This window comes from Bacillus sp. FSL L8-0193 (genome assembly GCF_037976065.1).
Lineage (GTDB): Bacteria > Bacillota > Bacilli > Bacillales > Bacillaceae > Bacillus > Bacillus paralicheniformis.
The window spans coordinates 758,186-784,575 of sequence record NZ_CP150261.1; the positions used below are offsets into that span (position 1 = coordinate 758,186).

Below are 26,390 nucleotides of genomic sequence, written 5' to 3' on the forward strand. Positions count from 1 at the left end.
ATGAATCAGCTGACAAGAACCGAAGGAGTGAAAGCGAATGAGTCAAACAAAACAGCAGAACCCTATTCAGAAAGCGCTGCTTAACGGAAAGAACAGACAAGACCCGTATGATCCGTTTCCATGGTATGAAAAAATGCGCACCGAATCACCGATTCACTATGATGAAGACAGCAAGGTGTGGAGTGTGTTCCGTTATGACGATGTCAAAAGAGTGATCAGCGACAAAGACTTTTTTTCAAATCAGTTCCATCAGCTTGGAACCGGCAATACGTTTGCGAAAACGTTGATCAGCATGGATCCGCCGAAACACACGAGAATCAGATCGATCGTCAACAAGGCTTTTACTCCGCGTGTCATGAATGAGTGGGAGCCGCGCATTCGCGAACTGACGAATGAACTGCTCGTTCAAATCCGCGGCAGGGAAGAGATCGACCTTGTACAGAATTTTTCATATCCGTTGCCCGTCATCGTCATTTCGGAATTGCTCGGCGTTCCTTCAATGTATAAGCACCATTTCAAAGAATGGTCCGACGTGTTGGTCAGCCTGCCGAAGAGCGACCGGCAAGAAGATGTGAACGAGTGGAAAAATATCAGGGATCAAGGCGAAGAAGAGCTGACCGCGTTTTTTGAAAAGATGATCGAAGAGAAAAGACAAAACCTCGGCAATGACTTGATTTCGCTCTTGATCAAAGCCGAACAAGAAGGGGACAAGCTTTCTCCTGATGAATTGGTTCCGTTTTGCAACCTGCTCTTGATGGCGGGGAATGAAACGACGACCAATTTGATTTCAAATGCGGTCTACAGCATTCTCGAAACACCGGGTGCGTATGACGAGCTCGCCAGGCATCCTGAACTGATTCCGCAGGCCGTCGAGGAAGCCGTCCGTTTCCGGGCGCCCGCGCCGATGATCGTGCGCTTCGTTAAACAGGATACCGAGATCAGAGGAGTAAGTTTGAAAAAAGGAGAAGGCGTCGTCGCTTTTCTTGCTTCTGCCAACCGTGATGAAGCGAAATTTGAGAGGGCGCACGAATTTGATATTCACCGTCATCCGAACCCGCATATCGGATTTGGCCACGGCATCCATTTCTGCTTAGGCGCTCCGCTCGCGAGGCTGGAAGCAACGATTGCCCTTGAGGGGCTTCTGAAGCAGTATTCCTCGATGGAAAAGCTTGCGATCGCGCCGATGGCGGACAGCAGCATGTACGGCTTGAAACAATTCCGTCTGCGGGTGAAGTCAGCGGGGAAAACGGCGCCATACTAATTTTAAAAGCGCCTGAAGTGGTGCTTTTTTGTTGTTGGTGGAAAAATCGCCTAACCTTTAGTACCATTTTATTAAGACAGTGATAGGGAAGGAGAAAGCATATGAGTCATGTAACCTGCAAAAGGTGTAAAAAACAAATATCAAAAGACGAGACATTTTATTACATAGACAAGCCCGTCGGATTATCAGGAATCACCCATGTCAAAAGGTTTCTGGAGAGCAACGGCTTGATTTTATGTGAAGATTGTATAAGAGAGCATTTGCAAAAATGACCTCATTCAATATCAAAAAAGCCCCTATAAAAGATGACGAAATCCTAAAACTTTAAACCGTTTTAGGATTTCGTCAACAATCTGCCACTTTCATTCCCAAGAAGGTGTTTTTTTACGGACAGGGCATTTCTTTCATAAGCCGGCCAGCAGGAATTTGACTGGATAAGCCTTGTGCCTTAAAATGAAAGTAATAAAAATGAATACTCCAAAGGGGAGTAGCTGTCACAGTAAAGTCGTCATTACGGGATGTCCTAGATCCTCGGCTTTGCTGGCAATCTAATTGTTAGCGAGACCTTTGCCAAATCTGATTTGGTGAAGGTCTTTTTGTTTATCCACTTCACCAAATCAAAAGGGAAAGGAGACTGACCGTGTCTAAGCTCGGGAAATGGCTGAAGCGTGAATTGGTGAAGAAAGGTCTGCCTTTGGCGAAAGAAAAATTAATTCCGATTTTGAAAGAAAAAATGAAAAAGAAACGATAAGGAGGCAAACAATGAAAAGAATTCTTATAGTTCTTGCCGGAATGGGCCTTTTAGGTGCAGGCGGATGCGGAATGCTTGATCAGGTGAATGACGGATTGAACTATACAAATGAAGCGGCCGGATATATCCAAGAAGTGAAGACATTTGCGGAGGAGGCGCCTTCCTTGGCTGAACAGGCTGTAAACGACACGGGTGCAAAAGAAAAGCTGGAAACTCAGCTTGAGTCTATCCAGCAGGCTGCAGCCGATTTTAATGAATTAACCCCTCCCGATGCCGCAGCCGAGATTCATAACACCATCGAGAAGCATAATGAAACACTGCAAAAAAGCGCTGAGGATGTTTTGAAAAGTGTTGAGGAAGGAAAATTAACAGTCGAGAAGCTGGAGCAGTCAGAATTGGTGCAAAGCGCTCAGCAGATCAGCGATGTGATGGGCCAGATTGAAAAATTGACCGAATAGAAAAAAGCATCCCGGTTTGGGATGCTTTCAGCTTGTCGACAAAGCATAAAAAGTGGCTTCATCGAAAAGCTTTTTTAAAAAAATGTGAGTGGAATCTAGGTTATGTTGTCCAAGCACTCAAAAGATCAACGTGAACAGCTTGAAGTCGTTGCCTTAAGCGAACTTGTCCCTGAAGATCATCTGGTCAGGAAGATGGAAGAAGCCATGGATTTTTCAGGTCGCCCTTCTTTATTCTTCAAAAGGACGTCCAAGCATTGATCCCGTTGTATTGATCAAAATGGTTCTGATTCAATACGTGCTTGGGCATCGCTCCATGCGCGAAACCATCGAACGGGTTTTTTGCGGCATGGCCTGCGCTGGACAACCCTGTGGGGAAAGAAAAAATTGTCCATGCAGGCGATGCTTGTTTTCGCTGAGATGAATGGACATGGAAAGGCCCTAACCGCCGGCCTTTTCATCGAAAAAACAAAATAAACTGGACAAAAAATAGGCAGGACCTTAGAAATCCGACCTATTTTGTCAACGGTCTGAAATCACCTATAAAAGGTGCTTTTTACGATTGTTCGCCAGCTTCTCCCTGCTGCTTCATATAAGTTTGGCAAACATATGTCATGGGACAAAATCGCAAGATGCCGGAAGCGGCCTTCATCGCCCCCATAAACATGCAGAAAAGCGTCATTCTGCACCACGGTTTTCTCGTAAACTTTGCCGCTGCCGCCGACAGGATCGTCAGTCCGCAGGCAATGCGAAAAACGGCGTCAAACAGTCCGATGTTTTGCTTCATGCTTCATTCCTCCTATTTAAATAATTAAATAAAGTGTTTTTTCGAAAAATTGTAACGGATTGGTAATGCGTGACGATAGTAAATGTGTTAACATAGGATCATTACATGTAAAGGAGAGTATGTGAATGTCCGAACGCACCTTAATTTGGAAAAATAAACACATCAGATCGCAAGTTGATGTTGTAAGTTCAAGGCTGCAGCCAACGCTCCTTTTACGAAATGCCTCTGTACTGAACCCGTATGTAAAGCAATGGATTCTGGCAAACGTATGGATTCATCATGACAGAATCGTTTACGTCGGCCGTGACTTGCCGAAGACGGCTGTTAAAACTACAATAGATTGTGAAGGAAAATACATTGTACCCGGGTATATTGAGCCGCATGTCCATCCTTTTCAAATTTATAATCCCCAAACTTTGGCTGAATATGTGTCACAGTTTGGAACGACGACATTCGTAAATGACAACTTGTTTCTGCTTTTGCATTGCGGAAAAAAGAAAGCGTTTTCTATATTGGAAGAACTGAAAAAACAGCCTGTCCACTACTATTGGTGGTCAAGGTATGACTTGCAGACTGAAGTGTTGAATGAAGATCAAATTTTATCGATCGATTACCGAAAACGTTGGGGAGAACACCCGGACGTCATCCAGGGAGGAGAAATGACAGGCTGGCCGCGCCTCTTGGACGGCGATGATCTGCTCCTTCATTGCATGCAGTGCACGAAAAGAAGGAGAAAGCGGATCGAGGGTCATTTTCCGGGGGCATCGGAAAAAACGCTCACGAAGATGAAGCTTTTCGGCGCTGATGCAGATCATGAAGCCATGACTGGAAAGGAAGTGCTGAAGCGGCTTGAACTTGGATACCACGTCGGCTTGAGGCAGTCTTCTATCCGTCCTGATTTACGAAAGATTTTGCGCGAGTTGCACGAAGACGGCTTTCACCATTATGACCATATGTTTTATACAACGGACGGTGCAACGCCGAACTTTTATAAAGAAGGCATGACAAACAAGCTGATTGAAATTGCCATCGAAGAGGGCGTGCCGCTGATCGATGCCTATAATATGGCTTCGTTTAATATTGCTAAGTATTATCATATGGAGGATATCCTCGGTGTGGTGGCACCGGGCAGATACGCAACGCTCAACATTTTGAATAGCCCTAATGAACCGAATCCGGAGACAGTTTTGGCAAAAGGGCGGCTGATCAAATCAGGCGGCGTAAATATGAATGCGTTTTCAGTTCCGGATTGGCAAAAAGGGGGTCTTGTCCCTCTGAACCTTTCATATGATCTAACGATGGATGACTTGCAGTTTTCCATGCCGCTAGGCTTAAAAATGAGGAATTCCGTCATTATGGAGCCTTATACGATTGAGATTGACAACTCTGTCAACCAGCTTTCTTTTGACCATGATGAAAGCTATCTCTCGCTGTTCGACAAATATGGAAAATGGCGTGTCAATACGATGCTGAAAGGCTTTGCAACCCGCGTCCAAGGGTTCGTCAGCTCCTATTCGACAACGGGAGATATTATCGCGGTCGGCAAAAACAAGGAAGACATGCTTTTGGCCTTCAAGCGGATGAAAGAAATCGGGGGAGGTATCGTATTAGCGGAAAACGGAAAAATCCTGCACGAAATTCCTCTTCATTTAAGCGGCGGCGCATCAAATGAGATGTATGAAAAGGTGCTTGAAAGGGAAAAGACGTTAAAAGAGCTTTTGTTTGAAAGAGGCTATACGTTTGACGACCCGATCTACACCCTGCTCTTTTTGCAAAGCACTCATCTGCCTTATATCAGGGTGACGCCGAAAGGGATCTTTGATGTGATGAAAAAAACTGTACTCTTTCCATCGATAATGCGTTAAAATATAAAAGAGCGGGAGCTAATCTATGGTGAATCGATATGTAAGAGTACTGCTTTGTTTTGCTTCTCTTTTACTGCTTGCATCGTGCCAGTCGCAGGAACAGCAGGAAAAGGAAAAGAACATTCATCCGCTGACAGGATTGAAGGCGGACGGAGATATTCGGCAGCGGCCCATTGCCGTTGTGGTGAACAATCATTCAAAAGCACGGCCGCAGTCGGGATTAAGCAAGGCTGACATTGTCATTGAAGCTCTCAGTGAAGGACCGATCACACGATTGTTGGCGATCTATCAAAGCGACATGCCTGAAGCGGTTGGCCCAGTCCGCAGCGCCCGGGAGTATTTCATTGATTTGGCTCTCGGTTTTGACAGCCTCTTGGTGCATCACGGCTGGAGTCCGGGTGCAAAAAGCCGCCTGTTGAACGGCGACGCCGATCATATCAATGGGATGGATTACGACGGCAGCCTGTTTTGGAGGGCCGATTTTCGGGAAGCGCCGCATAATTCGTACACGTCATATAAAAATGTAAAGCAAGCAGCAGATGACAAAGGATATGCCATCGAAACCCGCACAGAACCGCTCACTTTTAAAGCAAGCCCTGACAAACCTTCGGATGCGCTTTATTCTATACGGTTAGATTACGGAACAAAATCCGTTACAAACCGTGTCGAATATGGTTATGATAAAAAGGTTGAAGGCTATGTGAGAAAGTCAGACGGTATTTTGACAACAGACCTTGAAACAGAAGAACCGGTTGTTCTTCAAAACATTCTAATAGCGGAAGCCGAACATCATATGAAAGATGCGTACGGGAGAAGGGATATTGACCTTCGTTCAGGCGGAAAAGGACTCCTTTTGCAAAACGGGGAAGTCCATCGGATCAGCTGGAAGAACGAAAACGGCCGGATCATACCGAAGACGGACGGCAAGACCGTTCCGTTTGTGCCGGGAAAAACGTGGATCAATATCGTTCCCGATCTCAGCAAGGTTTCTATTAGCAAAGGAGAAGGTGTGTAAAGATGCAGATCGATAAATTGCGCGGGAGAGAGCTGGACCAGCTTTTTCAATCCATACTATCACTAAAAGATCTCGAAGAATGCTATCGTTTTTTCGATGATTTATGCACAATAAATGAAATTCAGTCATTGGCTCAGCGGCTCGAAGTAGCCAGAATGCTGCGCGACGGTAACACGTATCACAAAATTGAGACGGAAACCGGAGCGAGCACCGCGACCATTTCCAGGGTGAAACGCTGCCTGAACTACGGAAATGACGCTTATATCATGGCGCTGGACCGCGTCAAAGCAAATCAATCTGAATCATCTTCATGATGTCATGAAACCGCCTGGCTCAGGGCACTGAGCACCGGCGGTTTTTTTGTGCTTTCTGCACGTTTATCGTTTATTCGTTATCCGTTTTTCGAAAGGGGCTGAATTTGTTATAATATTTAAATGGTAAGAACGAATGGAGGAGCTTTTTTCATGTACGATATTACCGAGTGGAAGCATGTCTTTAAACTCGATCCGAATAAAGATATTACGGATGATCAGCTTGAACAGCTGTGCGAATCTGGAACAGATGCGGTTTTGATCGGCGGAAGCGATCATGTCACAGAAGATGATGTCCTTCGGCTGATGGCAAAAGTGCGCCGCTTTTTAGTGCCGTGCGTCCTGGAAGTGTCGACGATTGACGCGATCGTCCCGGGATTTGATCTCTATTTTATTCCGACTGTGCTCAACAGCAGAGATACCGACTGGATTGCCGGCTTACATAAAAAGGCGATGAAAGAATACGGCGAGCTGATGTCACCTGATGAGATTGTTGTTGAAGGGTACTGTATTTTGAATCAGGACTGCAAGGCTGCCGCTTTGACAAACGCAGATACCGAGCTTGACATTGAGGATATTAAAGCATACGCCCGCGTGGCAGAACATCTTTTCCGCCTTCCGGTCTTTTATCTTGAATACAGCGGCATGCTGGGGGATTCGGAGATCGTTAAGGAAACAAAAGCGGTGCTTCAGGAAACGACGCTGTTTTACGGCGGCGGCATCAAAGATGCGGAGACGGCGGTAAAAATGGCTGAGCACGCCGATGTGATCGTCGTCGGAAACGCGATTTATGAGAATTTCGAAGATGCGCTGCAAACGGTAAAGGCCGTAAAAGGATGAGCACAACGAACCGGATTGGTTTATAATAGAACATATGTTTGAATAGGCGGTGAACGGAATTGAATTACATTAGCGACCAATTATTAAGCGGATTAAACAAGATGCAGCAGGAAGCGGTCAAAACGACGGACGGTCCGCTTTTGATCATGGCCGGAGCAGGAAGCGGAAAGACGCGGGTATTGACGCACCGCATTGCGTATTTAATGGCGGAGAAGCGCGTTGCCCCGTGGAACATTTTGGCGATTACATTTACGAACAAAGCGGCCAGAGAAATGAAAGAACGTGTGGAACGCATTCTCGGACCGGGAGCGGACGACATCTGGATTTCGACGTTCCACAGCATGTGTGTGAGAATTTTACGGAGAGACATCGACAGAATCGGCATCAACCGGAATTTCTCGATTCTTGATACGTCAGATCAGCTTTCCGTCATTAAAGGAATCTTAAAGGAAAGAAACATCGATCCGAAAAAATTCGATCCCAGAAGCATACTCGGATCGATCAGCAGTGCGAAAAACGAATTGATCGACCCGGAAGAGTACGAGAAAACAGCCGGCGGTTTTTTTGAACAAGTCGTCAGCGATGTCTACAAAGATTATCAGAAAAAACTGCGGAAAAACCAGTCGCTCGATTTTGACGATCTGATCATGACGACGATCATCCTGTTTGACCGGGTGCCGGAAGTGCTCGAATACTACCAGCGGAAATTCCAATACATTCATGTCGATGAGTATCAGGATACGAACAGGGCGCAGTATTTGCTCGTCAAAAAAATGGCGCAGCGCTTCGAAAACATCTGCGTCGTCGGGGACTCCGACCAGTCGATCTACAGATGGCGCGGCGCGGACATTGCCAACATTCTGTCGTTTGAAAAAGACTATCCGAATGCAAGCGTCATTCTACTCGAACAAAACTACAGGTCGACAAAGCGGATATTGAACGCGGCCAATGAAGTGATTCAGAACAACTCCAACAGAAAGCCGAAAAACCTCTGGACCGAAAATGACGAAGGAGCGAAAATCTCCTACTTCAGAGGCGACAACGAATTTGGCGAAGGCCAATTTGTCGCGGGCAAAATCAGGGAGCTCGTCGGCTCGGGAAAACGATCTTTCTCTGATATCGCGATTTTGTACCGGACGAACGCTCAATCGCGTGTCATCGAGGAAACGCTGATGAAAGCGAACATCAACTACAACATTGTCGGCGGCACGAAGTTCTATGACAGGAAAGAGATCAAAGACATCCTTGCGTATTTGCGCCTCGTCGCAAATCCTGACGACGATATCAGCTTTGCGCGGATCGTAAACGTGCCGAAGCGCGGCGTTGGTGCGACTTCAGTCGATAAAATTGCGGCTTATGCCGATATGAACGGAATGTCTTTATTTGAAGCGCTCGGACAGGTTGACTTTATCGGCCTCAGCGCAAGAGCGGCGAACGCGCTTGACGAGTTCAGACAGACGATCGAAAACCTGACGAACATGCAGGAATACTTATCTGTCACAGAGCTTACGGAAGAAATCCTTGAAAAAACCGAATACCGCGAAATGCTGAAAGCGGAAAAATCCCTGGAAGCGCAGAGCCGTCTTGAAAATATCGACGAGTTTCTCTCCGTAACGAAAAACTTTGAACAGCAAAGCGAAGATAAATCGCTCGTCGCCTTTTTGACGGATTTGGCCCTTATCGCCGATATCGATCAGCTTGATCAGAAGGAAGAAGAGACCGGAAATCAAGACGCGGTCATCTTGATGACGCTTCATGCCGCAAAAGGACTCGAATTCCCGGTCGTGTTCCTGATGGGGCTTGAAGAAGGGGTATTCCCGCACAGCCGCTCCCTGATGGAGGAAGCGGAGATGGAAGAAGAACGGAGACTCGCATACGTCGGCATCACGAGGGCTGAGGAAGAGCTTTATTTAACTAACGCGCGGATGCGGACATTGTTCGGGAGAACGAATATGAACCCGGAATCAAGGTTCATTGCGGAAATACCGGAAGAATTATTGGACAATCTAAACGAGAAGAAAAAAGATCTGAAAACGCCGTTTGGAAGAAAGCCGGAGCGGAGAGGCCCGGTTACCCGGCCGGCTGCATCGTACAGCAAAACCGGCGGCGACGGTGTCAATTGGGCAGTCGGCGACAAAGCCTCCCATAAAAAGTGGGGCGTCGGAACCGTTGTCAGCGTCAAAGGATCCGGCGAATCGACTGAGCTTGACATCGCCTTCCCGAGCCCGACCGGAGTGAAGCGTCTTCTCGCGGCCTTTGCGCCTATTGAAAAGCAATAAATGGCAAAAGACCTGAAATGAAAGGACGAAACCAATGGAAAAAGAAGCAGCTAAACGCCGTGTGGAACAACTGCATGCATTGATTAACAAATACAACTACGAATATCACACCCTTGACGACCCAAGCGTGCCTGATTCCGAATATGACAAGCTGATGAAGGAACTTATTGCTCTTGAAGAAGAGCACCCCGACCTGAAAACGCCGGACTCTCCTTCTCAGCGCGTCGGCGGAGCCGTTTTGGACGCCTTTCAAAAAGTGCAGCATAAAACGCCGATGCTGAGCCTCGGCAACGCGTTTAATGAAGAAGATCTACGCGACTTTGACCGCCGCGTCCGCCAGGCGGTCGGAGATGTTGAGTACAACGTCGAATTTAAAATAGACGGTCTTGCTGTTTCACTGCGCTATGAAAACGGCGTATTTGTCAGAGGTGCGACAAGAGGCGACGGAACAACGGGCGAGGATATTACGGAAAATTTGAAGACCATCAGAAACATTCCCCTCCGAATGAAGCGCGATCTTTCAATTGAAGTGCGCGGCGAGGCTTTTATGCCGAAGCGCTCCTTTGAATTGCTGAACAAAACGCGGCTCGAACGGGATGAAGAGCCGTTCGCCAATCCGCGGAACGCCGCTGCCGGCTCATTAAGGCAGCTCGATCCGAAAATCGCCGCGAAACGAAATCTCGATATCTTCGTCTACAGTATAGCGGAGCTTGACGAAATGGGCGTTGAAACGCAAAGCCAGGGACTTGATTTCCTCGACGAACTCGGCTTTAAAACCAATCATGAAAGAAAAAAATGCAGCACGATCGAAGAAGTCATTGAGATCGTCGAAGAGCTCAAGACAAAACGCGCCGACCTCCCGTATGAAATCGACGGGATCGTCATTAAAGTCAACTCCCTTGATCAGCAGGAAGAACTCGGCTTTACGGCAAAAAGCCCGCGCTGGGCAATCGCCTACAAGTTTCCTGCCGAAGAGGTTGTCACAACGCTTTTGGACATTGAATTAAGCGTCGGCCGGACGGGTGCAGTAACCCCGACTGCGATTCTCGAACCTGTAAAAGTGGCGGGAACGACCGTCCAAAGAGCTTCTCTCCACAACGAAGATTTGATTAAAGAGAAGGATATCAGACTGCTGGACAAAGTCGTCATTAAAAAAGCAGGAGACATCATTCCCGAGGTTGTCAACGTGCTCGTCGAACAGAGGACGGGAGAAGAGAAAGAATTCAACATGCCGAAGGAATGCCCGGAATGCGGAAGCGAGCTTGTCAGAATTGAAGGAGAAGTCGCGCTTCGCTGCATCAATCCGGAGTGCCCGGCTCAGATCAGGGAAGGCCTGATCCATTTCGTTTCCCGGAACGCGATGAATATAGACGGTCTTGGCGAGCGCGTCATCACCCAGCTGTTCCGCGAAGACCTCGTCCACAATGTCGCCGATCTGTATAAGCTGACGCGCGAGCAGCTGATCAATCTCGAGCGGATGGGGGAAAAATCGACCGACAACTTATTGAAGTCGATTGAAAAATCGAAGGAGAATTCATTGGAACGGCTTCTCTTCGGACTCGGCATCCGCTTCATCGGCGCCAAAGCGGCCAAGACACTGGCGATGCATTTTGAAACGCTTGACAGACTCAAAAAAGCGACAAAAGAAGAATTGGTGGAAGTCGATGAAATCGGCGAGAAGATGGCGGACGCCCTCGTCACTTATTTTGAAAAAGAAGAGATTTTAAAGCTGTTGGATGAGCTTGAAGAACTCGGGGTGAACACCGAGTATAAGGGCCCGAAAAAAGCGGCCGCTGAAGCGAGCGATTCGTATTTTGCGGGAAAAACGATCGTCCTGACCGGGAAGCTCAACGAAATGTCGCGGAACGACGCGAAAGCGGAAATCGAAGCGCTCGGCGGAAAAATCACAGGCAGTGTAAGCAAAAAAACCGATCTCGTCATTGCCGGCGAAGCGGCAGGCAGCAAACTGGCGAAAGCTGAAGAGCTGAACATCGAAGTATGGGATGAAGCAAGACTGATCAGTGAGCTAAAGAAATAAGAGGAGTGTTTTCTATTGAAAAAGATATTATGTTTGGCGGCTGCTGCGGGTATGCTCATGCTCTCAGCCTGTGCGCCGAATTTTGGGGGAGAAGAAGAGCAGGAGATGGTGCAGAAAACGGATAAGTCGAAAGAAAAAGCCATCATTCCGAAATACAACATCTCCGATTCTTATTATAAAATGGTTCTTCCTTTCAAGGCGGGGAAAGCCCGCGGCTTGACGACCGAACGCCTGAATACGCGGCTGGATATCGATGAATTTGAGACAGGCATGATGCGCCTTGCGCAAGATTCATTTTCTACTGACGATTACCTTTTTCAAGAAGGACAATACCTGGATGAGGATACAGTTACGAGCTGGCTCGCCCGCAAAAAAACGGGAGACGACCTGAAAAAAGCGGAGAAAGACGATAAAAACTTCAAAAACCTCGGACTGAACCCCGCCCTTTCCGGAAGCGGGTCAACAGAGAAGCAAAACGAAGAAAGCCCGGTATACCTCGCCCATATGCTTGAGCATGACTACCTCGTCCGCAAAGACAAGGATACGATTGAGCTCGGCGGCGTCGTGATCGGCCTTGCGCTGAACTCTGTCTACTACTACCGCGAAAATGTCGGCGACCCGCAAAAAGAAGTGACCATCAGCGACAAAAAGCTGAGGCAGGAAGGCGAAAAAATCGCCGAGGAAGTGGCGAAACGGATCAGAAACATGGATGATTTGAAAAACATTCCGCTGACCATCATGCTCTACAAGCAGGCGCCTAAGTCATCGATCGTCCCTGGAAACTTTATCGCCAAAACCGATGTGAAATCAGGGACAAGCGAGCTCGGCGGCTGGGATAAAATCAATGAAGAGTACACGTTCTTCCCTTCAACAGAAGGTTCAGAGAAACATCCGGATGACGCGGAGCTTTTCAAACGCTTTAAAAACAAAGTCGATACGTATTTTCCAAACTACACAGGGGTTGTCGGCACGGCTCTCTATAAAGACGACCAAATGCAGGACATGAAAATCAACATCCCGATGCAGTTTTACGGCAAAAGCGAAGTCATCGCCTTTACCCAGTTCTTGACCGGTGAAGTAATGGATTACTACGGCAAAAGCGGACTGAACGTTGAGATCAACATTAATTCGTCAGCCGGGCAGGAAGCCGTTATCCTGAAAAAGCCGGGAGACAAGGAACCGACTGTTCATATTTATGATTCATAAAAAAGAAGCAGCCTTCTCGGCTGCTTCTTTTTGTCACGCGGAAAAAGGAATAAGGAGACCTATCATTCATTCACGGTGCGCCAACAAAATATTTTTTTATAGTATTCTGAATAAAATACTATTGCAAAATTAGGATACAACTCTTATAATTGATTATACAGAATATAGTATATTGTTTTGAGGAAGATGAATTATGTGGGAAAAATTTTACTCTAAAAATGGTTTGGCTGCTAAAAATATTGCTAAAGAATTGATGAATATCAAAGCAGGTGAAAAAATTCCCCGCATCTCAGACTACTGTCATAAGTTATCCATCGGCAGGGGGACTGTCCAAAGTGCGCTGAATTTATTGGTTGATATGAAAGCGATTCATTTGGAGGCTAGAGGCCATTTAGGAACGTTTTTGGTAAGTAAGGATAACAATTTATTACTTGAGATTGCAGGTATTGCACCATTAATCGGCTCAATGCCACTTCCGTATTCAAGGAAATATGAAGGGCTGGCAACAGGGATTGTGGAAGGGTTTGAATCAACCGGAAAAACAGTTAACTTGATCTACATGCGTGGCGGAGTGAATCGAATTGAAGCAGTCCGAACAAAAAGAAGTGATTTTGCAATTGTTTCTAAGATGACGGCAGATCATATCATAGCAGAATATCCAAATTTGAAAATTTTCAAGAAATTCGGGGAAAGCAGTTATGTATCTTCCCATAAAATCTTCTTAGCTCATCCAGATGAGGAAATAGGTAAGGATGTCATAAGAGTAGGTGTTGATTTGGAGTCCCTAGATCAGAAACAATTAACATTGGCTGAATTTGAAAATAAAAATGCTGAGTTTGTCAATATGAATTATATGCAGCTTTTCGATATGCTTCTTTCAAAACAAATTGATGCAGCAGTTTGGAATGCCGATGACAAAAGAATGATTCAAACGTTTAAAGCAATCGATTTTTTTTCACCGAAAGCCAAGAAAATTTCCAAGGATACAACTGAAGCCGTTATTGTTATTGAAGGAGACAGAGAAAAAGAAATAGCAGAAAAGTGGCATTTGGTTAATGAGAAACAAATATTAGACACTCAAAAAAGTGTAGAAAAAGGAGAGAAAATACCGCGCTACTAAAATGCCGGCCCATCCGACTTGTCATTCAATACATGAGGCGATGGGTCAGCATTTGAAATTTAAAATACTAAATACAGTATATTGGAGGAACTGGCGTGAACCAAATACAGCTGGAAGAAAAGTTGTCTATTTTACTAACGAGTCGAGTGATTACAAAAAATGCTTTCAACACAACTTTGAACACATTTGTTTTCTTATCAAAAAAGCTGAAAAAGGAGGTGATCAAAGACTCTGAAATGTTTTGGACGCACATGGCGATGGCTTTAACTAGAATTGAGAGGGGAGAAAGCGAAGAAAGTCCTGCAATTGCCATCATCAATGAAGTGTACGAAACACCATATAAAAATGCTATAGAAGAAGTGATAGATTTTATACATTCACTGGCAGGTTTAGAACTTCCAGAAGGTGAGCGTGTCTATTTTTATCTTCATCTTCATAAAGTCATAGAATCTAATGAATAGGAGGGTTTTATTATGGTGAGAATCGTAATAGGCGGACAGTTGAAAAAACAAGCGATTGAAAAACTTGTTAAAGAAATTGGGGGAAGCAATGTAGAAGTTTTGGTTAAAGGTGATTTGGACGCTGTTATGGCTGTGAAAAACAATAAGGTAGATTATTATATTGGCGCCTGTGAAACAGGATCCGGTGGTGCGCTTGCAATGGCAATTGCATTATTAGGCAAAGATAAATGCGTCACCTTGGCTTCGCCAAGTACCATAAAAAACAAGGAAGAGATCGAGAAGGAAGTAGAAAGCGGCAAAATTGCCTTTGGTTTTACAGCTTCGTCTTCACAAAATATATTAAACATTTTAATTCCTTATTTATTAAAATAAATGAATTTTTTTCTTTATATTTTGTTACACCGGCTTCAACTGTATACATTTTTTTCAGTTAAAGAAAGCGCTTTCTTGAATGATTTAAGAAGCACGGATGACATGATGTACAGAAGATGAGAAAAATCATAGAGGTGAATAATGAATGGACCTTTCTTTAATTCAATGTCTTGTCATAGCGGCTGTTGGTGCATTAGGTTCTATACTAGTAAATCGCGGAGTAGCTGTGTTTAATGATGGTTTGCGACCGATTATGCCCGAATACCTTGAGGGGAGAATGACAAGAGGGGAGCTTGCTGCAACAAGTTTTGCATTAAGTTTTGGCTTAATCATAGGGTTTGGTATTCCGCTTTCAATAGGAGCAACAATCATTATTGGACACAGCATTTTATTGGCGTGTGACATTATTGGCATTTGGACTCCGGAAAACAAAATAGGCATGGTAACTGCAGGGGTTATTGGAGCCGTTTATAGTATTGGAATCGTTTTAGGACTGCAATTTGTAGTAGATTTATTTGGCATGTTTCCCGTAAATTTTATAGATTCTTTAAGTCTTATTGGTCAGCCTATTATTATTGCATTTACAGTATTTCCAGCTGTAGCGGTTGGATATCAGCACGGTTTAAAAAAAGCCGCCGTCACTGCAATCGTCACTTTGGCTTCTTATCTCTTATTCGAGAAGTTTGGAACATTTCAAGCGGCAGGATATAAAATTTCGCTCAGTCCTGAAGGAATGGCTTTATTAGCAGGAATGTTAATGATGATTTATTATGCAGCGAGAATTAGAGGCGGAGATGAATCTACTAATGCAAATTTAGTGAATATATTTAATGAGCGTGTAAATCGAATTAAGAAAAACCGCTGGTTATTAGCTCTTATGGGAGGACTTGTTTCTTTAACATCATCCATGCTGATTTTAGCAGTGGATGCAATGCCTCAAGCATTGATTAATAAAGAGCTTTACACAGAGGCGGCAATCGCTACATTTGCACGTGGAATTGGCTTCATCCCTTTAGTTTTTTCAACTGCGATCGTAACAGGAGTTTATGGTTTAGCTGGTACCACTTTGGTATTTGCAATCGGTCTTATTTTCAGGGATATACCGATTTTAGCATTTCTGTTGGGCTTTTTAGTCATGTATTTAGAGGTCGTATCATTATCCGCAGTATCAAAAAGTATGGACAAACTGCCTGGTGTAAGGGAGATGGGGGAGCATATTCGCACTTCGCTGTCAGATGTTCTAGGAATGGCTATATTAATTGGCAGTGCGATGGCAGGGGAAAAAATTGCTCCCGGTATTGGCTTCTTCTGGGTGATTGGATTTTATTTAATAAACCGAATTGCATCAAAACCACTTGTTGAATTGGCTGTCGGCCCTATTGCAGTTATATTGTTGGGGATTGTTGCCAATCTTCTCTATGCAGTCGGTTTATGGCAGGTTGGCTAAATCATCGAAAGAGGGGAAGTTTCCGAATGTTGAAAGACGGAATGACCTATATGCATGAACATACAACGATAGACCTTTCCGAAGTAAAAAACAATGAGGATTGTAAGTTGGATGTATTTTCTGAAACCGTTAGAGAATTTAAAAGTTTATACGAAAAGGGCGTACGCAATATTGTGGATGTCACGAATATTGGAATGGGGAGAAATATTACATACGTTCAAAAAGTAGCAGAAGAAACAGGCATTAATATTGTCTTTTCAACTGGTTTCTACCAAGATTCTTTTTACCCGATCCATGTGTTTCGCGAACCAAAAGAAAAGTTGGCAGAAAGAATGGTAATGGAGATTGTTGAAGGAATTAGAGGAACAGATGCTAAAGCCGAGCTGATCGGTGAAATTGGAACAAGTTACAATAAATGGACGGAAACCGAACAAAAAGTATTTGAAGCGGTTGTTGTGGCGCATAAGAAAACAAAAAAACCAATATCAACCCATACTTCCATAGGAACATTAGGGCATGAACAAGTAGAATTTTTCAAAAAACATGAAGTTGATTTAAACCGAGTGGTGATAGGGCATGTTGATTTATCAGGAGATGCCGATTATATATTGAAAATGCTGAGAGAAGGTGTGTATGTAGAATTCGATACAATAGGTAAAGAAAATTATATGCCTGATCGTGTTCGGGCAGAAATGTTGAAAAAGATACAGGCTAAAGGGTATATAGACAAGGTTCTGCTGTCTATGGACATCACCAGAAAATCACATTTGGTATATAAAGGCGGGGTGGGCTATTCATATTTGATAGACACGTTTATCCCTCTCTTGCAAACCTATGGAATAACTGGTGAATCAATTGATAAGATGTTGATTAAAAATCCTCGCGCTTTTATGAAAGGGGAGAGTGAATGAGCATGGAAACTTATCCTCTATATAGTCTATCTATTGAAGAAGCCATGCATAGACAATTTAAGTTGGTGGATGTCATCACAAGACATTTTCGAGGAGAAGAATTGCTTTCACTTGGCGATTTAGGCGTTGTAAAAGGAATGAATAAACCGCGGTTCACAAAAAAAATAGAAGAGACACTAGCCGATTTCTTTGGCACAGAGAAAGCAATGTTAGTTCGTGGTGCAGGAACAGGGGCATTGAGATTTGGTTTTATGAGTTTTTTAAAGCCAGGTGACGAGATCCTAGTCCATGACGCACCTATATATCCAACAAGTAAAACAACGTTAGAGTCGATGGGGGTCTTGCCAATATACGCGGATTTTCACGATTCTGAACAAATAAAAGAAGCCATCCTCAAACACCCGAAGTTAAAAGGTGTATTGATTCAGCATACGAGGCAAAAAATAGATGACCATTACGATTTGGCTGAAACAATAAAAAAAATACGTTCCATTCATTCTAGTCTAGTCATTATTACGGATGACAACTATGCTGCGATGAAAGCAGAAAAGATTGGAGCGCAAGTCAAAGCCGATTTGTCCACCTTTTCATTGTTCAAGCTACTAGGTCCGGAAGGTATTGGAGTCATTTTAGGCAAAAATGATTTAATACAAAGAATAGAAAATTTAAACTATTCAGGTGGAAGCCAAGTTCAAGGTTATGAAGCTTTAGAAGCTTTAAGGGGTCTGATATATGCGCCGGTTATGCTGGCAATTCAAGCAAGTGTCAATGATCAGTTAGTTCACTCGCTTAATAATGGAGCCATTAAAGGTGTTAAAAAGGCTTATTTGGCAAATGCACAATCAAAAGTCTTACTTGTAGAGTTTGTTAATCCAATTGCCGAAAAAGTGCTTCATCATGCTAATGAATTGGGAGCGGCACCCCATCCGGTAGGTGCTGAATCAAAATACGAGTTTGCACCAATGTTTTATAGAGTGTCTGGTACTTTTTTATCTGCAGATCCATCACTGGCCAGAAAAATGATCCGCATTAATCCATTAAGAAGCGGTTCTGAGACCATTTTAAGAATTCTAAACATATCCGTTCACCGAGCCACAGAAAATCTTAGTGTAAATCCTTCAAGAGGGGATGATATAAATGAATAAAAGAGTCATTATCATAATATTAGACAGCTTAGGAGTCGGTTATATGGAAGATGCAAGCGATTATCACCCTTTAGACGTTGGCGCTAATACTTTCTATCACATACTTGATACGGTGCCTTCTTTAAACATTCCAAATCTCGAAAAATTGGGTATAAACAAAATCTTGCACCATCCTAAATTGAAAAATGTAGACCATATTGCCAGCTATGGTGTTTTGAACCTGATGCATCAAGGAGCAGACAGTTTTGAAGGGCATAATGAAATCATGGGGACAAAGCCAAAAAAGACATATTTAGCTCCTTTTGCAGAACATATCAATCATGTTAAACTCGCTTTGGAAGATCAGGGTTATAAAGTTAACATACCAAATTCAGATTTGCCGTATCTATTAGTAAACGATTTAGTAGTCGTGGCCGATAATATCGAAACAGATTACGGGCAAATTTATAATGTAAGCGCTCCGCTGGATTATATTCCGTTTGATGAAGTGTTGAAAATAGGAAGATGTGTCCGTCATCATGTTAAAGTAAATCGTGTGATTGTTCTTGGAGGAGAAAATGTAACACCCGAACACTTGCAGAGGTCAGTTGAAAGAAGAGAAGACGGATTAGTAGGAGTGAATTCGCCTAAATCTAATGTATACAAGCAGGGGTATCAAGTCCGTCACTTAGGTTTTGGTATCTCTCCCGAGAAGCAGTTGCCAACATTGGCGAAAAATGGGGGAATGGAAGTTTCTCTTATCGGAAAAATGCAGGACATCATTTATTGTAAAGGTGCAAATAGGTTTCCGGGTGTAGATACGGAACAAGTTATGAAGGATATTATACAGGAGATGGACCGTGTCAAAAAAGGCGTGATTGCTGCCACAGTACAAGAAACCGATTTAGCCGGACATGCACAGAATCCTGTGCGTTATGCGAATCGGATTGAAATGGTAGATCAATATTTGCCGGAAATTCTCCGGAAAATGACAGATCAGGATCTGCTGATGATTAGTGCAGATCACGGGAATGACCCTACGATCGGCCATAACCAACACACACGGGAAAAAACGTATTTGCTGGCTTATCACAAAAAGTTATCCCCCGCAAATATCGGGGAAAGAAAAACGCTATCCGACATTGCTGCAACTTCTGCTGATTATCTAGGGCTTCGCAATACTGAAAACGGCAGTTCATTCCTTCATTTAATGCAAAAAGGAAAAGAGGAGACAGACTGATGTTTTTGGAATCTACATTAAAATATAATAAAAAATTAATAGAAGCTGCATTGGATTTTCATCAGCGGGGAATCATTTCACCTAACACTTATGTATTAGATTTGGACACTGTCAAGAAAAATACAAAAGTTTTAAGCGAAAAAGCCAGAAAACAGGATATTGAACTATTTTTTATGACAAAGCAATTTGGCCGTAATCCGTTGGTAGCACAAGCTATCGCCGAAAGCGGAATTGACAAAGCGGTTGCTGTAGACCCGTGGGAGGCAATCACACTCAGCCAAAATGGAATCAAGATTGGGCATGTCGGACATCTTGTTCAAATACCTATTCATATGATTCCGGCTATATTAAAGCTTCATCCTGACTATGTTACGGTTTTCAGTCTTGCAAATGCTCGAAACATTAGTAGAGCAGCTAAGGAAATGGGAAGAAAACAAAAAGTGTTTTTACGTATCGCAAACAAAGAGGATTATATATATAAAGGTCAAGAGGGAGGGTTCACTTTTGAACAAATCGTTAAGGATATCGAATCGATTGAACAGTTAGAAGGAATTGAAATTGCAGGTTTAACAAGCTTTCCTTGTATATTGATTAAAGACGGCCTTCCAACAGTTACTCCGAATGTAACATCCATGCAAACCGTAAAATCTTTTTTAATGGAAAGAGGGTATAAAAGGCTTGAGATGAATATGCCAAGTGCAACATCTTGTGGAACAATCAAATTGTTGAAGGAAAATGGTGCAACTCAAGGCGAACCCGGTCATGCTTTAATTGGAACGACGCCCATTCATGCAACGAAAAAACTCGCAGAAAGACCTGCAATGGTATATGTAACTGAAGTATCCCACATATCTAATCATCATGCTTATGTTTTCGGCGGTGGATTCTATCCGCGTTCACATATGAAAGCGGCGCTGGTTGGAACAAACAAAAATCATCTTAAGAAGGTTCAAGCTATTGAAATGACACCTGATCATATTGATTATTATGGCGCATTAAACACAGTTGAAGCAAAAGTCGGCGATACGGCAATATTTGCTTTTCGTACACAAGTCTTTGTCACGAATGCGCATATTGCAATCTTAAAAAACGTTTCTGAAGATCCTGAACTTATCGGTGTATTTGATTCTAAAGGAAATGTAATCGAGTAAATGATCGTTATCAGCGGAATATCGGAGTTCTTGAATAATGGATTGTCTTACTGAGGTGTAGCGAAGATGCCTTGTCTTTTTGAAGTGCAGTTTAATACAGTAGTCCGTCTTGGACATGTTATTTTGCGGAAAGGAGAACGACGTGAAAATTATTCATGTATCAGGTTATGAAGAAATGAGTGAAAAATCAGCTGATTTAATGACTGAGCTCATTAACAATTCAAAAAATCCTGTTATCGGTTTTGCAACAGGTTCGACACCGCTAGGTTTGTATAAATGCCTGATCAAAAAGTATCGGCAAAAGGAAATATCATTTAAGAATGTTACTGCTTTTAATTTAGACGAGTACGTTGGACTGGCTAAAGAAAATAAAAACAGCTACCATTATTATATGAATGAAATATTATTCAAACATCTGGATATTAGGCAAAGGAATATCAATATCCCAAATGGGATGGCGGAAGATTTGGAACAAGAATGCATCAGTTACGACAGACTTGTTTCCGAAAAAGCAATTGACATACAAATATTAGGGATGGGATTGAATGGTCATATCGGTTTTAATGAACCGGGGACAAGCTTTAAAAGCAGAACCCATATCGTTGATTTGGATAAATCAACCCGGCAGGCAAATTCCCGGTTCTTTCGTTCCTTGGACGAAGTACCGACAAAGGCATTGACCATGGGAATTGAAACAATAATGGAAAGTAAGCGGATCCTTCTGCTCGTGTCTGGAAATGAAAAATCTGAAGCATTGGCACGGCTGCTGAACAGCACCCGTGTCTCCCAAGAGTTCCCTGCTTCAATTTTAAGGAAACATAATGATGTGATTGTGATGGCAGATGATGCGGCCTTAAATAAAACTCAATAACAGACATCGGCTGATGACATTTAAAAATTTCAAGAGATCTCCTAGTGATCAATCAGTAAAAAACGACTGAATATAGCAAATTTCCACCCTGCTGGTAAGGACTTACATATACAGGTTTTGCTTGTCTCATATTGTTTACTCGAACAGTTGAAAAGGGGAGAATGGAGGAAAATGAATAACTCCTCTAGGCGAGAGAAAGCCATCATCCTATAGAACCGACTGTCCATATTTATGATCCACAAAAAAAGCAGCCAAAGGGCTGCTTTTTTTAAAGCGTATCGCATTTTACGCCGACGACGCCGTCGATCGCTTTGATATCGTAATAGACATCGGTGACATACCGTTTCTTATGAACCATGATTTTCGTTTCCATGACCGGAAATTCATTATCGCGCATATCATCGATCCGGACGGAATGAATCCGGATTTTTTTCGCTTTCATTTCCTTGAGGATATCCGTCAGTTTATCCTTGTCATTCAGAGACATGCGGACGCGGATTTCTTTTTCCTGCAAGCGGTTCGGGCCGATTTTGCCGACGATCCACGGCAAAAACTCGACGCTGATTAAAATGAAAATGAGACTGACAAATGCTTCTTTATAAAAGCCCGCTCCGATGGCGACGCCGAGGCCGGCTGCTCCCCAGATCATCGCTGAAGTGGTCAGGCCGGAAATGACGTCGTTGCTTTTGCGTAAGATCACGCCCGCTCCGATGAAGCCGATCCCCGATATGATTTGTGCGGGAAGCCGCAAAGGGTCCATCATAATTCTGTTCGACTTTGGAAAATGGTATGCCGCATCAATGCTGATCATTGTCAGAACACAGGAACTGATCGCAATCACGATGCACGTTTTTAAGCCGAGCGGCTTGTTTTTCAGCTCCCTTTCGAGACCGATGACCATTCCGATTAATGTTGCGATGCCAAGCTTCAACAGTGTTTCTGTTTCAATATGCCAATCCATGCCCATAATCTCCTTTCCGACAATATCTTATATGATTGATATGATTTTCTCACAGACGCTATGGATCGACAACTGTTTTTGAAGGGGATGTCGCGGAACCATTCATCAGCAAGAAAGCCCAATACTCCTACCATTATATTGCCGGTGTGGCATCAAAAGAATTCCGTCTGAGCAAAAAAGCCGCCGGATATCGCCCGGCGGCTTTCATTGCCTGATCATTTAAGAATGTTCTTCCTCATGCGTCTGTTCCATTTCTTCAAACATATCTCTTGCTGCTTTTGCCGGCTTGTTCGTGATCATGCTGACAGCGTAAACGACAATCAAGCTCAGGAAGAAACCAGGGATCATTTCATAGATTCCCGTCTTCTCCTGCAGACCGGTCAGAATGCAAATCAGCACGGTCACGGCTCCTGTGATCATACCGGCCAATGCGCCCCACTGGTTCATCCGCTTCCAGTACAAGCTGAGAAGGATGGCGGGGCCGAATGCGGAACCAAACCCGGCCCACGCATAGCCGACCAAATCAAGGATCGTGTTGTTCGGTGTCAGAGACAGAAGGATCGCGATGACGGCGACAAGCAGAACGCTCAGACGTCCGACAAGAACGAGTTCCTTATCCGTTGCTTTGCGCCGGAAAAACGTCCGGTAAAAATCTTCCGTCATGGCGCTTGATGTGACAAGCAGCTGGGAAGACACCGTACTCATAATCGCCGCGAGCAAAGCGGAAAGCAAAAATCCGGTAATCAGCGGATGGAATAATACTTTTGAGAACACGATAAAAATCGTTTCCGGATCTTTAAGCGCTGTACCCGTTTCATGGACATACGCCACACCGATCAGTCCGACAAGCAGTGCGCCGATTACGGAGATGATCATCCAGCCCATTGCGATGCGGCGCGCAGGCTTCAGCTCTTTTACGGATGAAATCGCCATAAAGCGGACGATAATATGCGGCTGACCGAAATAGCCCAGTCCCCAGGCGAGAAATGAAATAATGCTAATGACGGTCGTTCCTTTGAAGAAATCGAGCAAGCTTGGATTGATTTCTTCGATCACATTGAAAGTCGGCGTAATTCCGCCTAATTGAGTAAAGGCAACGATCGGCACGAGCACTAAAGCGATAAACATAATCAAACCTTGCACAAAGTCAGTCAGACTGACGGCCAAAAACCCTCCGAACAGCGTATAAGCAATCACGACTGCTGCCGTTAAGAAAAGACCCATTTTATAATCGAGGCCGAACGCCGTTTCAAACAGTCTTCCTCCGGACACCATACCCGCCGACGTGTACAGTGTGAAAAACACCATGATGACGATGGCTGATGCCAGGCGCAAGATTCTCGTCGTATCATTAAACCGATTTTCGAAAAAATCCGGAATTGTAATCGCATCGTTTGCTACTTCTGTATATGTGCGCAGCCGGGGAGCGACAACCAAGTAGTTCACATAAGCTCCGATTGTTAAACCGACGGCAAGCCAGGCGCTCGAAAGTCCTGTCACATACATGGCTCCGGGCAGTCCCATCAGCATCCAGCCGCTCATGTCCGACGCGCCGGCCGATAAAGCCGTAACAGCAGGCCCAAGACCTCTGCCGCCGAGCATGTAGTCATTCAAATTGGATGTCTTTCTGTAGGAATACCAGCCGATTAAGAGCATCGCGGCAAAATAAATCCCTAACGAAATAAATATTTCAACACTCACGTTTCATATCTCTCCTCTTTAAAAATAATGTGGCATCACCTCTTTAAAATTTTCGACAATACTGACTTGCGGTACGAAGAAAATTGCAGGGCCCCCTCTTTGAAAAATCAAGTATTGGAATTAAGGCGCTGCCGATTAGATCGTACTTAGTTACCTAACCTATCAAACTATTCCCCATCAATCAACCGTGAAAAACATCCGATTTTATTGAAAAAGAGCGCGATGGTTCTGATAAGCATCATAATGAAAACGCTTACAAATATTATATAAAGTAAAAATATTCTGAATATTAGTACGGGCTATTTTACTGAATTTTTCATGTGCGATAAAATAAAAGCCGCCTAATGGGGCGAAGATCGTGGTTTTGTTGATTTAGAAGGCTAAAATTTGATATGATCAGTATTATGACTAAGCGAGAATAACCTTGGAGGTGTTTTTAGTATGTCGCGTATTTCTATAGAAGAAGTAAAGCATGTCGCCCATCTTGCCAGACTGGCGATTACGGACGAAGAAGCGGCGATGTTTACCGAACAGCTTGACAGCATTATTTCATTTGCAGAAGAGCTGAACGAAGTCGATACAGAGAATGTTAAACCAACAACGCACGTATTGCAAATGAAGAATATCATGAGGGAAGATGTCCCTGATAAAGGCCTTCCGGTTGAAGACGTCGTCAAAAACGCGCCTGATCATAAAGACGGCTACATCCGCGTGCCGTCAATCTTGGACTGAATAAAGGAGGGAGCGAGAAAACATGTCACTGTTTGACCATAAAATATCTGAATTAAAACGTCTCATACATAATAAAGAGATCAGCATATCAGATTTAGTCGATGAATCTTACAAACGGATTCACGAAGTTGACGGAAAGGTACAAGCCTTTTTGCAGCTTGATGAAGAAAAAGCCCGCGCATACGCCAAAGAATTGGACGAAGCGCTAGATACCCGTGATGAGCACGGCCTTCTTTTCGGGATGCCGATCGGTATTAAGGACAATATCGTAACAAAGGATCTGCGGACAACGTGCGCAAGCAAAATTCTTGAGAACTTTGATCCGATCTATGATGCAACCGTTGTTGAGCGTCTTCACGAAGCTGAAGCGGTCACCATCGGAAAGCTGAATATGGATGAATTCGCGATGGGTTCTTCCACAGAAAACTCAGGCTTTAAAAAGACAAAAAACCCGTGGAATCTCGAAACTGTTCCGGGCGGATCAAGCGGAGGCTCTGCGGCTGCGGTTGCGGCCGGGGAAGTGCCGTTTTCACTTGGATCTGACACGGGCGGATCGATTCGCCAGCCGGCATCTTTCTGCGGCGTCGTCGGCTTAAAGCCTACATATGGACGCGTTTCCAGATACGGCCTTGTCGCATTTGCTTCTTCGTTGGATCAAATCGGCCCGATCACAAGATCTGTCGAAGACAACGCCTACCTTCTTCAGGCGATTTCAGGCGTCGACAAAATGGATTCGACGAGCGCCAATGTGGACGTGCCCGACTATCTGTCAGCGTTAACCGGCGACATTAAAGGACTTAAAATCGCCGTGCCGAAAGAATACCTCGGCGAAGGAGTGGGAGAAGAAGCGAGAAATTCCGTGCTTGAAGCGCTGAAAGTGCTCGAAAGCCTTGGCGCGACATGGGAAGAAGTATCGCTTCCGCACAGCAAATACGCGCTGGCGACTTACTACCTGCTTTCTTCATCTGAAGCGTCGGCAAACCTGGCGCGCTTCGACGGCATCCGCTACGGTTACCGCACGGACAATGCCGACAACCTGATCGACCTGTACAAACAAACGCGTTCCGAAGGATTCGGAAACGAAGTGAAACGCCGCATCATGCTCGGTACGTTCGCGCTCAGCTCAGGCTACTATGATGCGTACTATAAAAAAGCGCAAAAAGTCAGAACGCTGATCAAAAAGGACTTTGAAGACGTATTTGCAAACTATGACGTCATCATCGGACCGACAACGCCGACGCCGGCATTTAAAATCGGCGAAAAAACGAGCGATCCGCTGACCATGTACGCCAATGACATTCTGACGATTCCTGTCAACCTTGCGGGCGTACCGGGAATCAGCGTACCGTGCGGCTTGGCGAACGGCTTGCCGCTCGGCCTGCAAATCATCGGCAAACACTTTGACGAAAGCACAGTATACCGCGTCGCCCATGCATTCGAACAGGCGACAGACCACCATAAAGCAAAACCTGAACTGTAAGGGGTGAAAAA

24 protein-coding genes and 1 pseudogene are annotated in these 26,390 nt (G+C 44.3%); 22 read left to right on the plus strand and 3 right to left on the minus strand.

All coding sequences use genetic code 11. The annotated features are described in order from the left end of the window. Positions 1-37 precede the first annotated feature (37 nt). The 4 genes and pseudogenes from MHH76_RS03795 to MHH76_RS03810 all read left to right on the plus strand — a co-directional run. Positions 38-1,261, plus strand: a complete 1,224-nt coding sequence (locus MHH76_RS03795; protein ID WP_035337035.1) for a cytochrome P450 — start codon at positions 38-40, stop codon at positions 1,259-1,261. A gap of 101 nt (positions 1,262-1,362) precedes the next feature. Beyond that, positions 1,363-1,533, plus strand: coding sequence for a Fe3+ hydroxamate ABC transporter substrate-binding protein (locus MHH76_RS03800; RefSeq protein WP_101561731.1), 171 nt, complete (start codon positions 1,363-1,365; stop codon positions 1,531-1,533). Positions 1,534-2,023: 490 nt separating this feature from the next. After that, complete coding sequence (locus MHH76_RS03805) at positions 2,024-2,470, plus strand: DUF6376 family protein (RefSeq protein WP_020450446.1); 447 nt, start codon at positions 2,024-2,026, stop codon at positions 2,468-2,470. A gap of 102 nt (positions 2,471-2,572) precedes the next feature. After that, positions 2,573-2,807 (plus strand): annotated as a pseudogene (locus MHH76_RS03810) (transposase); the annotation flags it as partial. Between the two features lie 216 nt (positions 2,808-3,023). On the opposite strand, the gene MHH76_RS03815 reads toward MHH76_RS03810, so the two are convergent. Further along, positions 3,024-3,254, minus strand: coding sequence for a DUF2892 domain-containing protein (locus MHH76_RS03815; protein ID WP_020450448.1), 231 nt, complete (start codon positions 3,252-3,254; stop codon positions 3,024-3,026). A 125-nt stretch (positions 3,255-3,379) separates the two neighbouring features. Here MHH76_RS03815 and MHH76_RS03820 point away from each other — a divergent pair, with 125 nt between their 5' ends. From MHH76_RS03820 to nagB, 16 genes are all read left to right on the plus strand, one after another. Beyond that, a complete protein-coding gene (locus tag MHH76_RS03820) occupies positions 3,380-5,119 on the plus strand; it encodes an adenine deaminase C-terminal domain-containing protein (RefSeq protein ID WP_043054150.1) in 1,740 nt (579 codons plus the stop codon). 28 nt (positions 5,120-5,147) lie between these two features. Next, positions 5,148-6,134 carry a DUF3048 domain-containing protein gene (locus MHH76_RS03825; RefSeq protein ID WP_230631828.1) on the plus strand — a complete coding sequence of 329 codons (987 nt, stop codon included), beginning with the start codon at positions 5,148-5,150 and terminating at the stop codon, positions 6,132-6,134. 2 nt (positions 6,135-6,136) lie between these two features. After that, complete coding sequence (locus MHH76_RS03830; RefSeq protein ID WP_003179568.1) at positions 6,137-6,448, plus strand: YerC/YecD family TrpR-related protein; 312 nt, start codon at positions 6,137-6,139, stop codon at positions 6,446-6,448. Between the two features lie 150 nt (positions 6,449-6,598). Beyond that, positions 6,599-7,285, plus strand: a complete 687-nt coding sequence (locus MHH76_RS03835; protein WP_043054152.1) for a heptaprenylglyceryl phosphate synthase — start codon at positions 6,599-6,601, stop codon at positions 7,283-7,285. A 59-nt stretch (positions 7,286-7,344) separates the two neighbouring features. Beyond that, the gene (pcrA, locus tag MHH76_RS03840) at positions 7,345-9,564 is read left to right on the plus strand and encodes a DNA helicase PcrA (RefSeq protein WP_025810325.1); all 2,220 of its coding nucleotides are present in this window, start codon (positions 7,345-7,347) and stop codon (positions 9,562-9,564) included. 34 nt (positions 9,565-9,598) lie between these two features. Further along, positions 9,599-11,602, plus strand: coding sequence for an NAD-dependent DNA ligase LigA (gene ligA / locus MHH76_RS03845; protein WP_023855597.1), 2,004 nt, complete (start codon positions 9,599-9,601; stop codon positions 11,600-11,602). Between the two features lie 15 nt (positions 11,603-11,617). Further along, positions 11,618-12,808 (plus strand): CamS family sex pheromone protein, encoded by a 1,191-nt coding sequence (locus tag MHH76_RS03850; protein ID WP_023855598.1) that lies wholly within the window; start codon positions 11,618-11,620, stop codon positions 12,806-12,808. A 193-nt stretch (positions 12,809-13,001) separates the two neighbouring features. Beyond that, positions 13,002-13,928 carry a GntR family transcriptional regulator YhfZ gene (yhfZ, locus tag MHH76_RS03855; protein WP_043054153.1) on the plus strand — a complete coding sequence of 309 codons (927 nt, stop codon included), beginning with the start codon at positions 13,002-13,004 and terminating at the stop codon, positions 13,926-13,928. A 95-nt stretch (positions 13,929-14,023) separates the two neighbouring features. Next, a complete protein-coding gene (locus MHH76_RS03860; RefSeq protein ID WP_020450456.1) occupies positions 14,024-14,389 on the plus strand; it encodes a PRD domain-containing protein in 366 nt (121 codons plus the stop codon). A gap of 12 nt (positions 14,390-14,401) precedes the next feature. Next, entirely contained in the window at positions 14,402-14,761 is a 360-nt protein-coding gene (locus MHH76_RS03865) for a DUF2620 domain-containing protein (protein WP_020450457.1), read from the plus strand. A gap of 145 nt (positions 14,762-14,906) precedes the next feature. Beyond that, complete coding sequence (locus tag MHH76_RS03870) at positions 14,907-16,208, plus strand: YhfT family protein (RefSeq protein ID WP_025810329.1); 1,302 nt, start codon at positions 14,907-14,909, stop codon at positions 16,206-16,208. A 26-nt stretch (positions 16,209-16,234) separates the two neighbouring features. Further along, positions 16,235-17,119, plus strand: coding sequence for a TatD family hydrolase (locus tag MHH76_RS03875; RefSeq protein WP_043054154.1), 885 nt, complete (start codon positions 16,235-16,237; stop codon positions 17,117-17,119). Beyond that, positions 17,116-18,264 carry an aminotransferase class V-fold PLP-dependent enzyme gene (locus tag MHH76_RS03880; protein WP_043054155.1) on the plus strand — a complete coding sequence of 383 codons (1,149 nt, stop codon included), beginning with the start codon at positions 17,116-17,118 and terminating at the stop codon, positions 18,262-18,264. The genes MHH76_RS03875 and MHH76_RS03880 overlap by 4 nt, the downstream gene beginning before the upstream one ends. Continuing rightward, positions 18,257-19,483 carry a phosphopentomutase gene (locus tag MHH76_RS03885; RefSeq protein ID WP_026578932.1) on the plus strand — a complete coding sequence of 409 codons (1,227 nt, stop codon included), beginning with the start codon at positions 18,257-18,259 and terminating at the stop codon, positions 19,481-19,483. The genes MHH76_RS03880 and MHH76_RS03885 overlap by 8 nt, the downstream gene beginning before the upstream one ends. Continuing rightward, complete coding sequence (locus tag MHH76_RS03890; RefSeq protein WP_026578931.1) at positions 19,483-20,634, plus strand: YhfX family PLP-dependent enzyme; 1,152 nt, start codon at positions 19,483-19,485, stop codon at positions 20,632-20,634. Before MHH76_RS03885 ends, MHH76_RS03890 begins: the two co-directional genes overlap by 1 nt. Before the next feature lie 142 nt (positions 20,635-20,776). Then, complete coding sequence (gene nagB, locus MHH76_RS03895; RefSeq protein ID WP_043054156.1) at positions 20,777-21,505, plus strand: glucosamine-6-phosphate deaminase; 729 nt, start codon at positions 20,777-20,779, stop codon at positions 21,503-21,505. Positions 21,506-21,773: 268 nt separating this feature from the next. On the opposite strand, the gene MHH76_RS03900 is transcribed toward nagB, so the two are convergent. Both MHH76_RS03900 and putP read right to left on the minus strand, forming a co-directional pair. Beyond that, positions 21,774-22,472, minus strand: coding sequence for an MgtC/SapB family protein (locus MHH76_RS03900; protein WP_095292955.1), 699 nt, complete (start codon positions 22,470-22,472; stop codon positions 21,774-21,776). Positions 22,473-22,685: 213 nt separating this feature from the next. Continuing rightward, positions 22,686-24,167, minus strand: coding sequence for a sodium/proline symporter PutP (gene putP, locus MHH76_RS03905; RefSeq protein WP_043054157.1), 1,482 nt, complete (start codon positions 24,165-24,167; stop codon positions 22,686-22,688). A 441-nt stretch (positions 24,168-24,608) separates the two neighbouring features. On the opposite strand from putP, the gene gatC reads away from it, so the two are divergent. Then, complete coding sequence (gene gatC / locus MHH76_RS03910; protein ID WP_003179590.1) at positions 24,609-24,899, plus strand: Asp-tRNA(Asn)/Glu-tRNA(Gln) amidotransferase subunit GatC; 291 nt, start codon at positions 24,609-24,611, stop codon at positions 24,897-24,899. Between the two features lie 22 nt (positions 24,900-24,921). Beyond that, positions 24,922-26,379 carry an Asp-tRNA(Asn)/Glu-tRNA(Gln) amidotransferase subunit GatA gene (gatA, locus tag MHH76_RS03915; protein WP_023855604.1) on the plus strand — a complete coding sequence of 486 codons (1,458 nt, stop codon included), beginning with the start codon at positions 24,922-24,924 and terminating at the stop codon, positions 26,377-26,379. Positions 26,380-26,390 lie beyond the last annotated feature (11 nt).

What these genes read in the sequence shown, in the direction of transcription:
- MHH76_RS03830 (WP_003179568.1), top strand. Translation starts at nt 6,137, where the DNA reads ATGCAGATCGATAAATTGCGCGGGAGAGAGCTGGACCAGCTTTTTCAA.
- MHH76_RS03870 (WP_025810329.1), top strand. Translation starts at nt 14,907, where the DNA reads ATGGACCTTTCTTTAATTCAATGTCTTGTCATAGCGGCTGTTGGTGCA.
- MHH76_RS03800 (WP_101561731.1), top strand. Translation starts at nt 1,363, where the DNA reads ATGAGTCATGTAACCTGCAAAAGGTGTAAAAAACAAATATCAAAAGAC.
- MHH76_RS03865 (WP_020450457.1), top strand. Translation starts at nt 14,402, where the DNA reads ATGGTGAGAATCGTAATAGGCGGACAGTTGAAAAAACAAGCGATTGAA.
- MHH76_RS03875 (WP_043054154.1), top strand. Translation starts at nt 16,235, where the DNA reads ATGTTGAAAGACGGAATGACCTATATGCATGAACATACAACGATAGAC.
- gatC (WP_003179590.1), top strand. Translation starts at nt 24,609, where the DNA reads ATGTCGCGTATTTCTATAGAAGAAGTAAAGCATGTCGCCCATCTTGCC.
- yhfZ (WP_043054153.1), top strand. Translation starts at nt 13,002, where the DNA reads ATGTGGGAAAAATTTTACTCTAAAAATGGTTTGGCTGCTAAAAATATT.
- MHH76_RS03900 (WP_095292955.1), bottom strand. Translation starts at nt 22,472, where the DNA reads ATGGGCATGGATTGGCATATTGAAACAGAAACACTGTTGAAGCTTGGC.
- MHH76_RS03820 (WP_043054150.1), top strand. Translation starts at nt 3,380, where the DNA reads ATGTCCGAACGCACCTTAATTTGGAAAAATAAACACATCAGATCGCAA.
- MHH76_RS03835 (WP_043054152.1), top strand. Translation starts at nt 6,599, where the DNA reads ATGTACGATATTACCGAGTGGAAGCATGTCTTTAAACTCGATCCGAAT.
- MHH76_RS03880 (WP_043054155.1), top strand. Translation starts at nt 17,116, where the DNA reads ATGAGCATGGAAACTTATCCTCTATATAGTCTATCTATTGAAGAAGCC.
- MHH76_RS03890 (WP_026578931.1), top strand. Translation starts at nt 19,483, where the DNA reads ATGTTTTTGGAATCTACATTAAAATATAATAAAAAATTAATAGAAGCT.
- ligA (WP_023855597.1), top strand. Translation starts at nt 9,599, where the DNA reads ATGGAAAAAGAAGCAGCTAAACGCCGTGTGGAACAACTGCATGCATTG.
- MHH76_RS03815 (WP_020450448.1), bottom strand. Translation starts at nt 3,254, where the DNA reads ATGAAGCAAAACATCGGACTGTTTGACGCCGTTTTTCGCATTGCCTGC.
- MHH76_RS03885 (WP_026578932.1), top strand. Translation starts at nt 18,257, where the DNA reads ATGAATAAAAGAGTCATTATCATAATATTAGACAGCTTAGGAGTCGGT.
- gatA (WP_023855604.1), top strand. Translation starts at nt 24,922, where the DNA reads ATGTCACTGTTTGACCATAAAATATCTGAATTAAAACGTCTCATACAT.
- MHH76_RS03795 (WP_035337035.1), top strand. Translation starts at nt 38, where the DNA reads ATGAGTCAAACAAAACAGCAGAACCCTATTCAGAAAGCGCTGCTTAAC.
- MHH76_RS03805 (WP_020450446.1), top strand. Translation starts at nt 2,024, where the DNA reads ATGAAAAGAATTCTTATAGTTCTTGCCGGAATGGGCCTTTTAGGTGCA.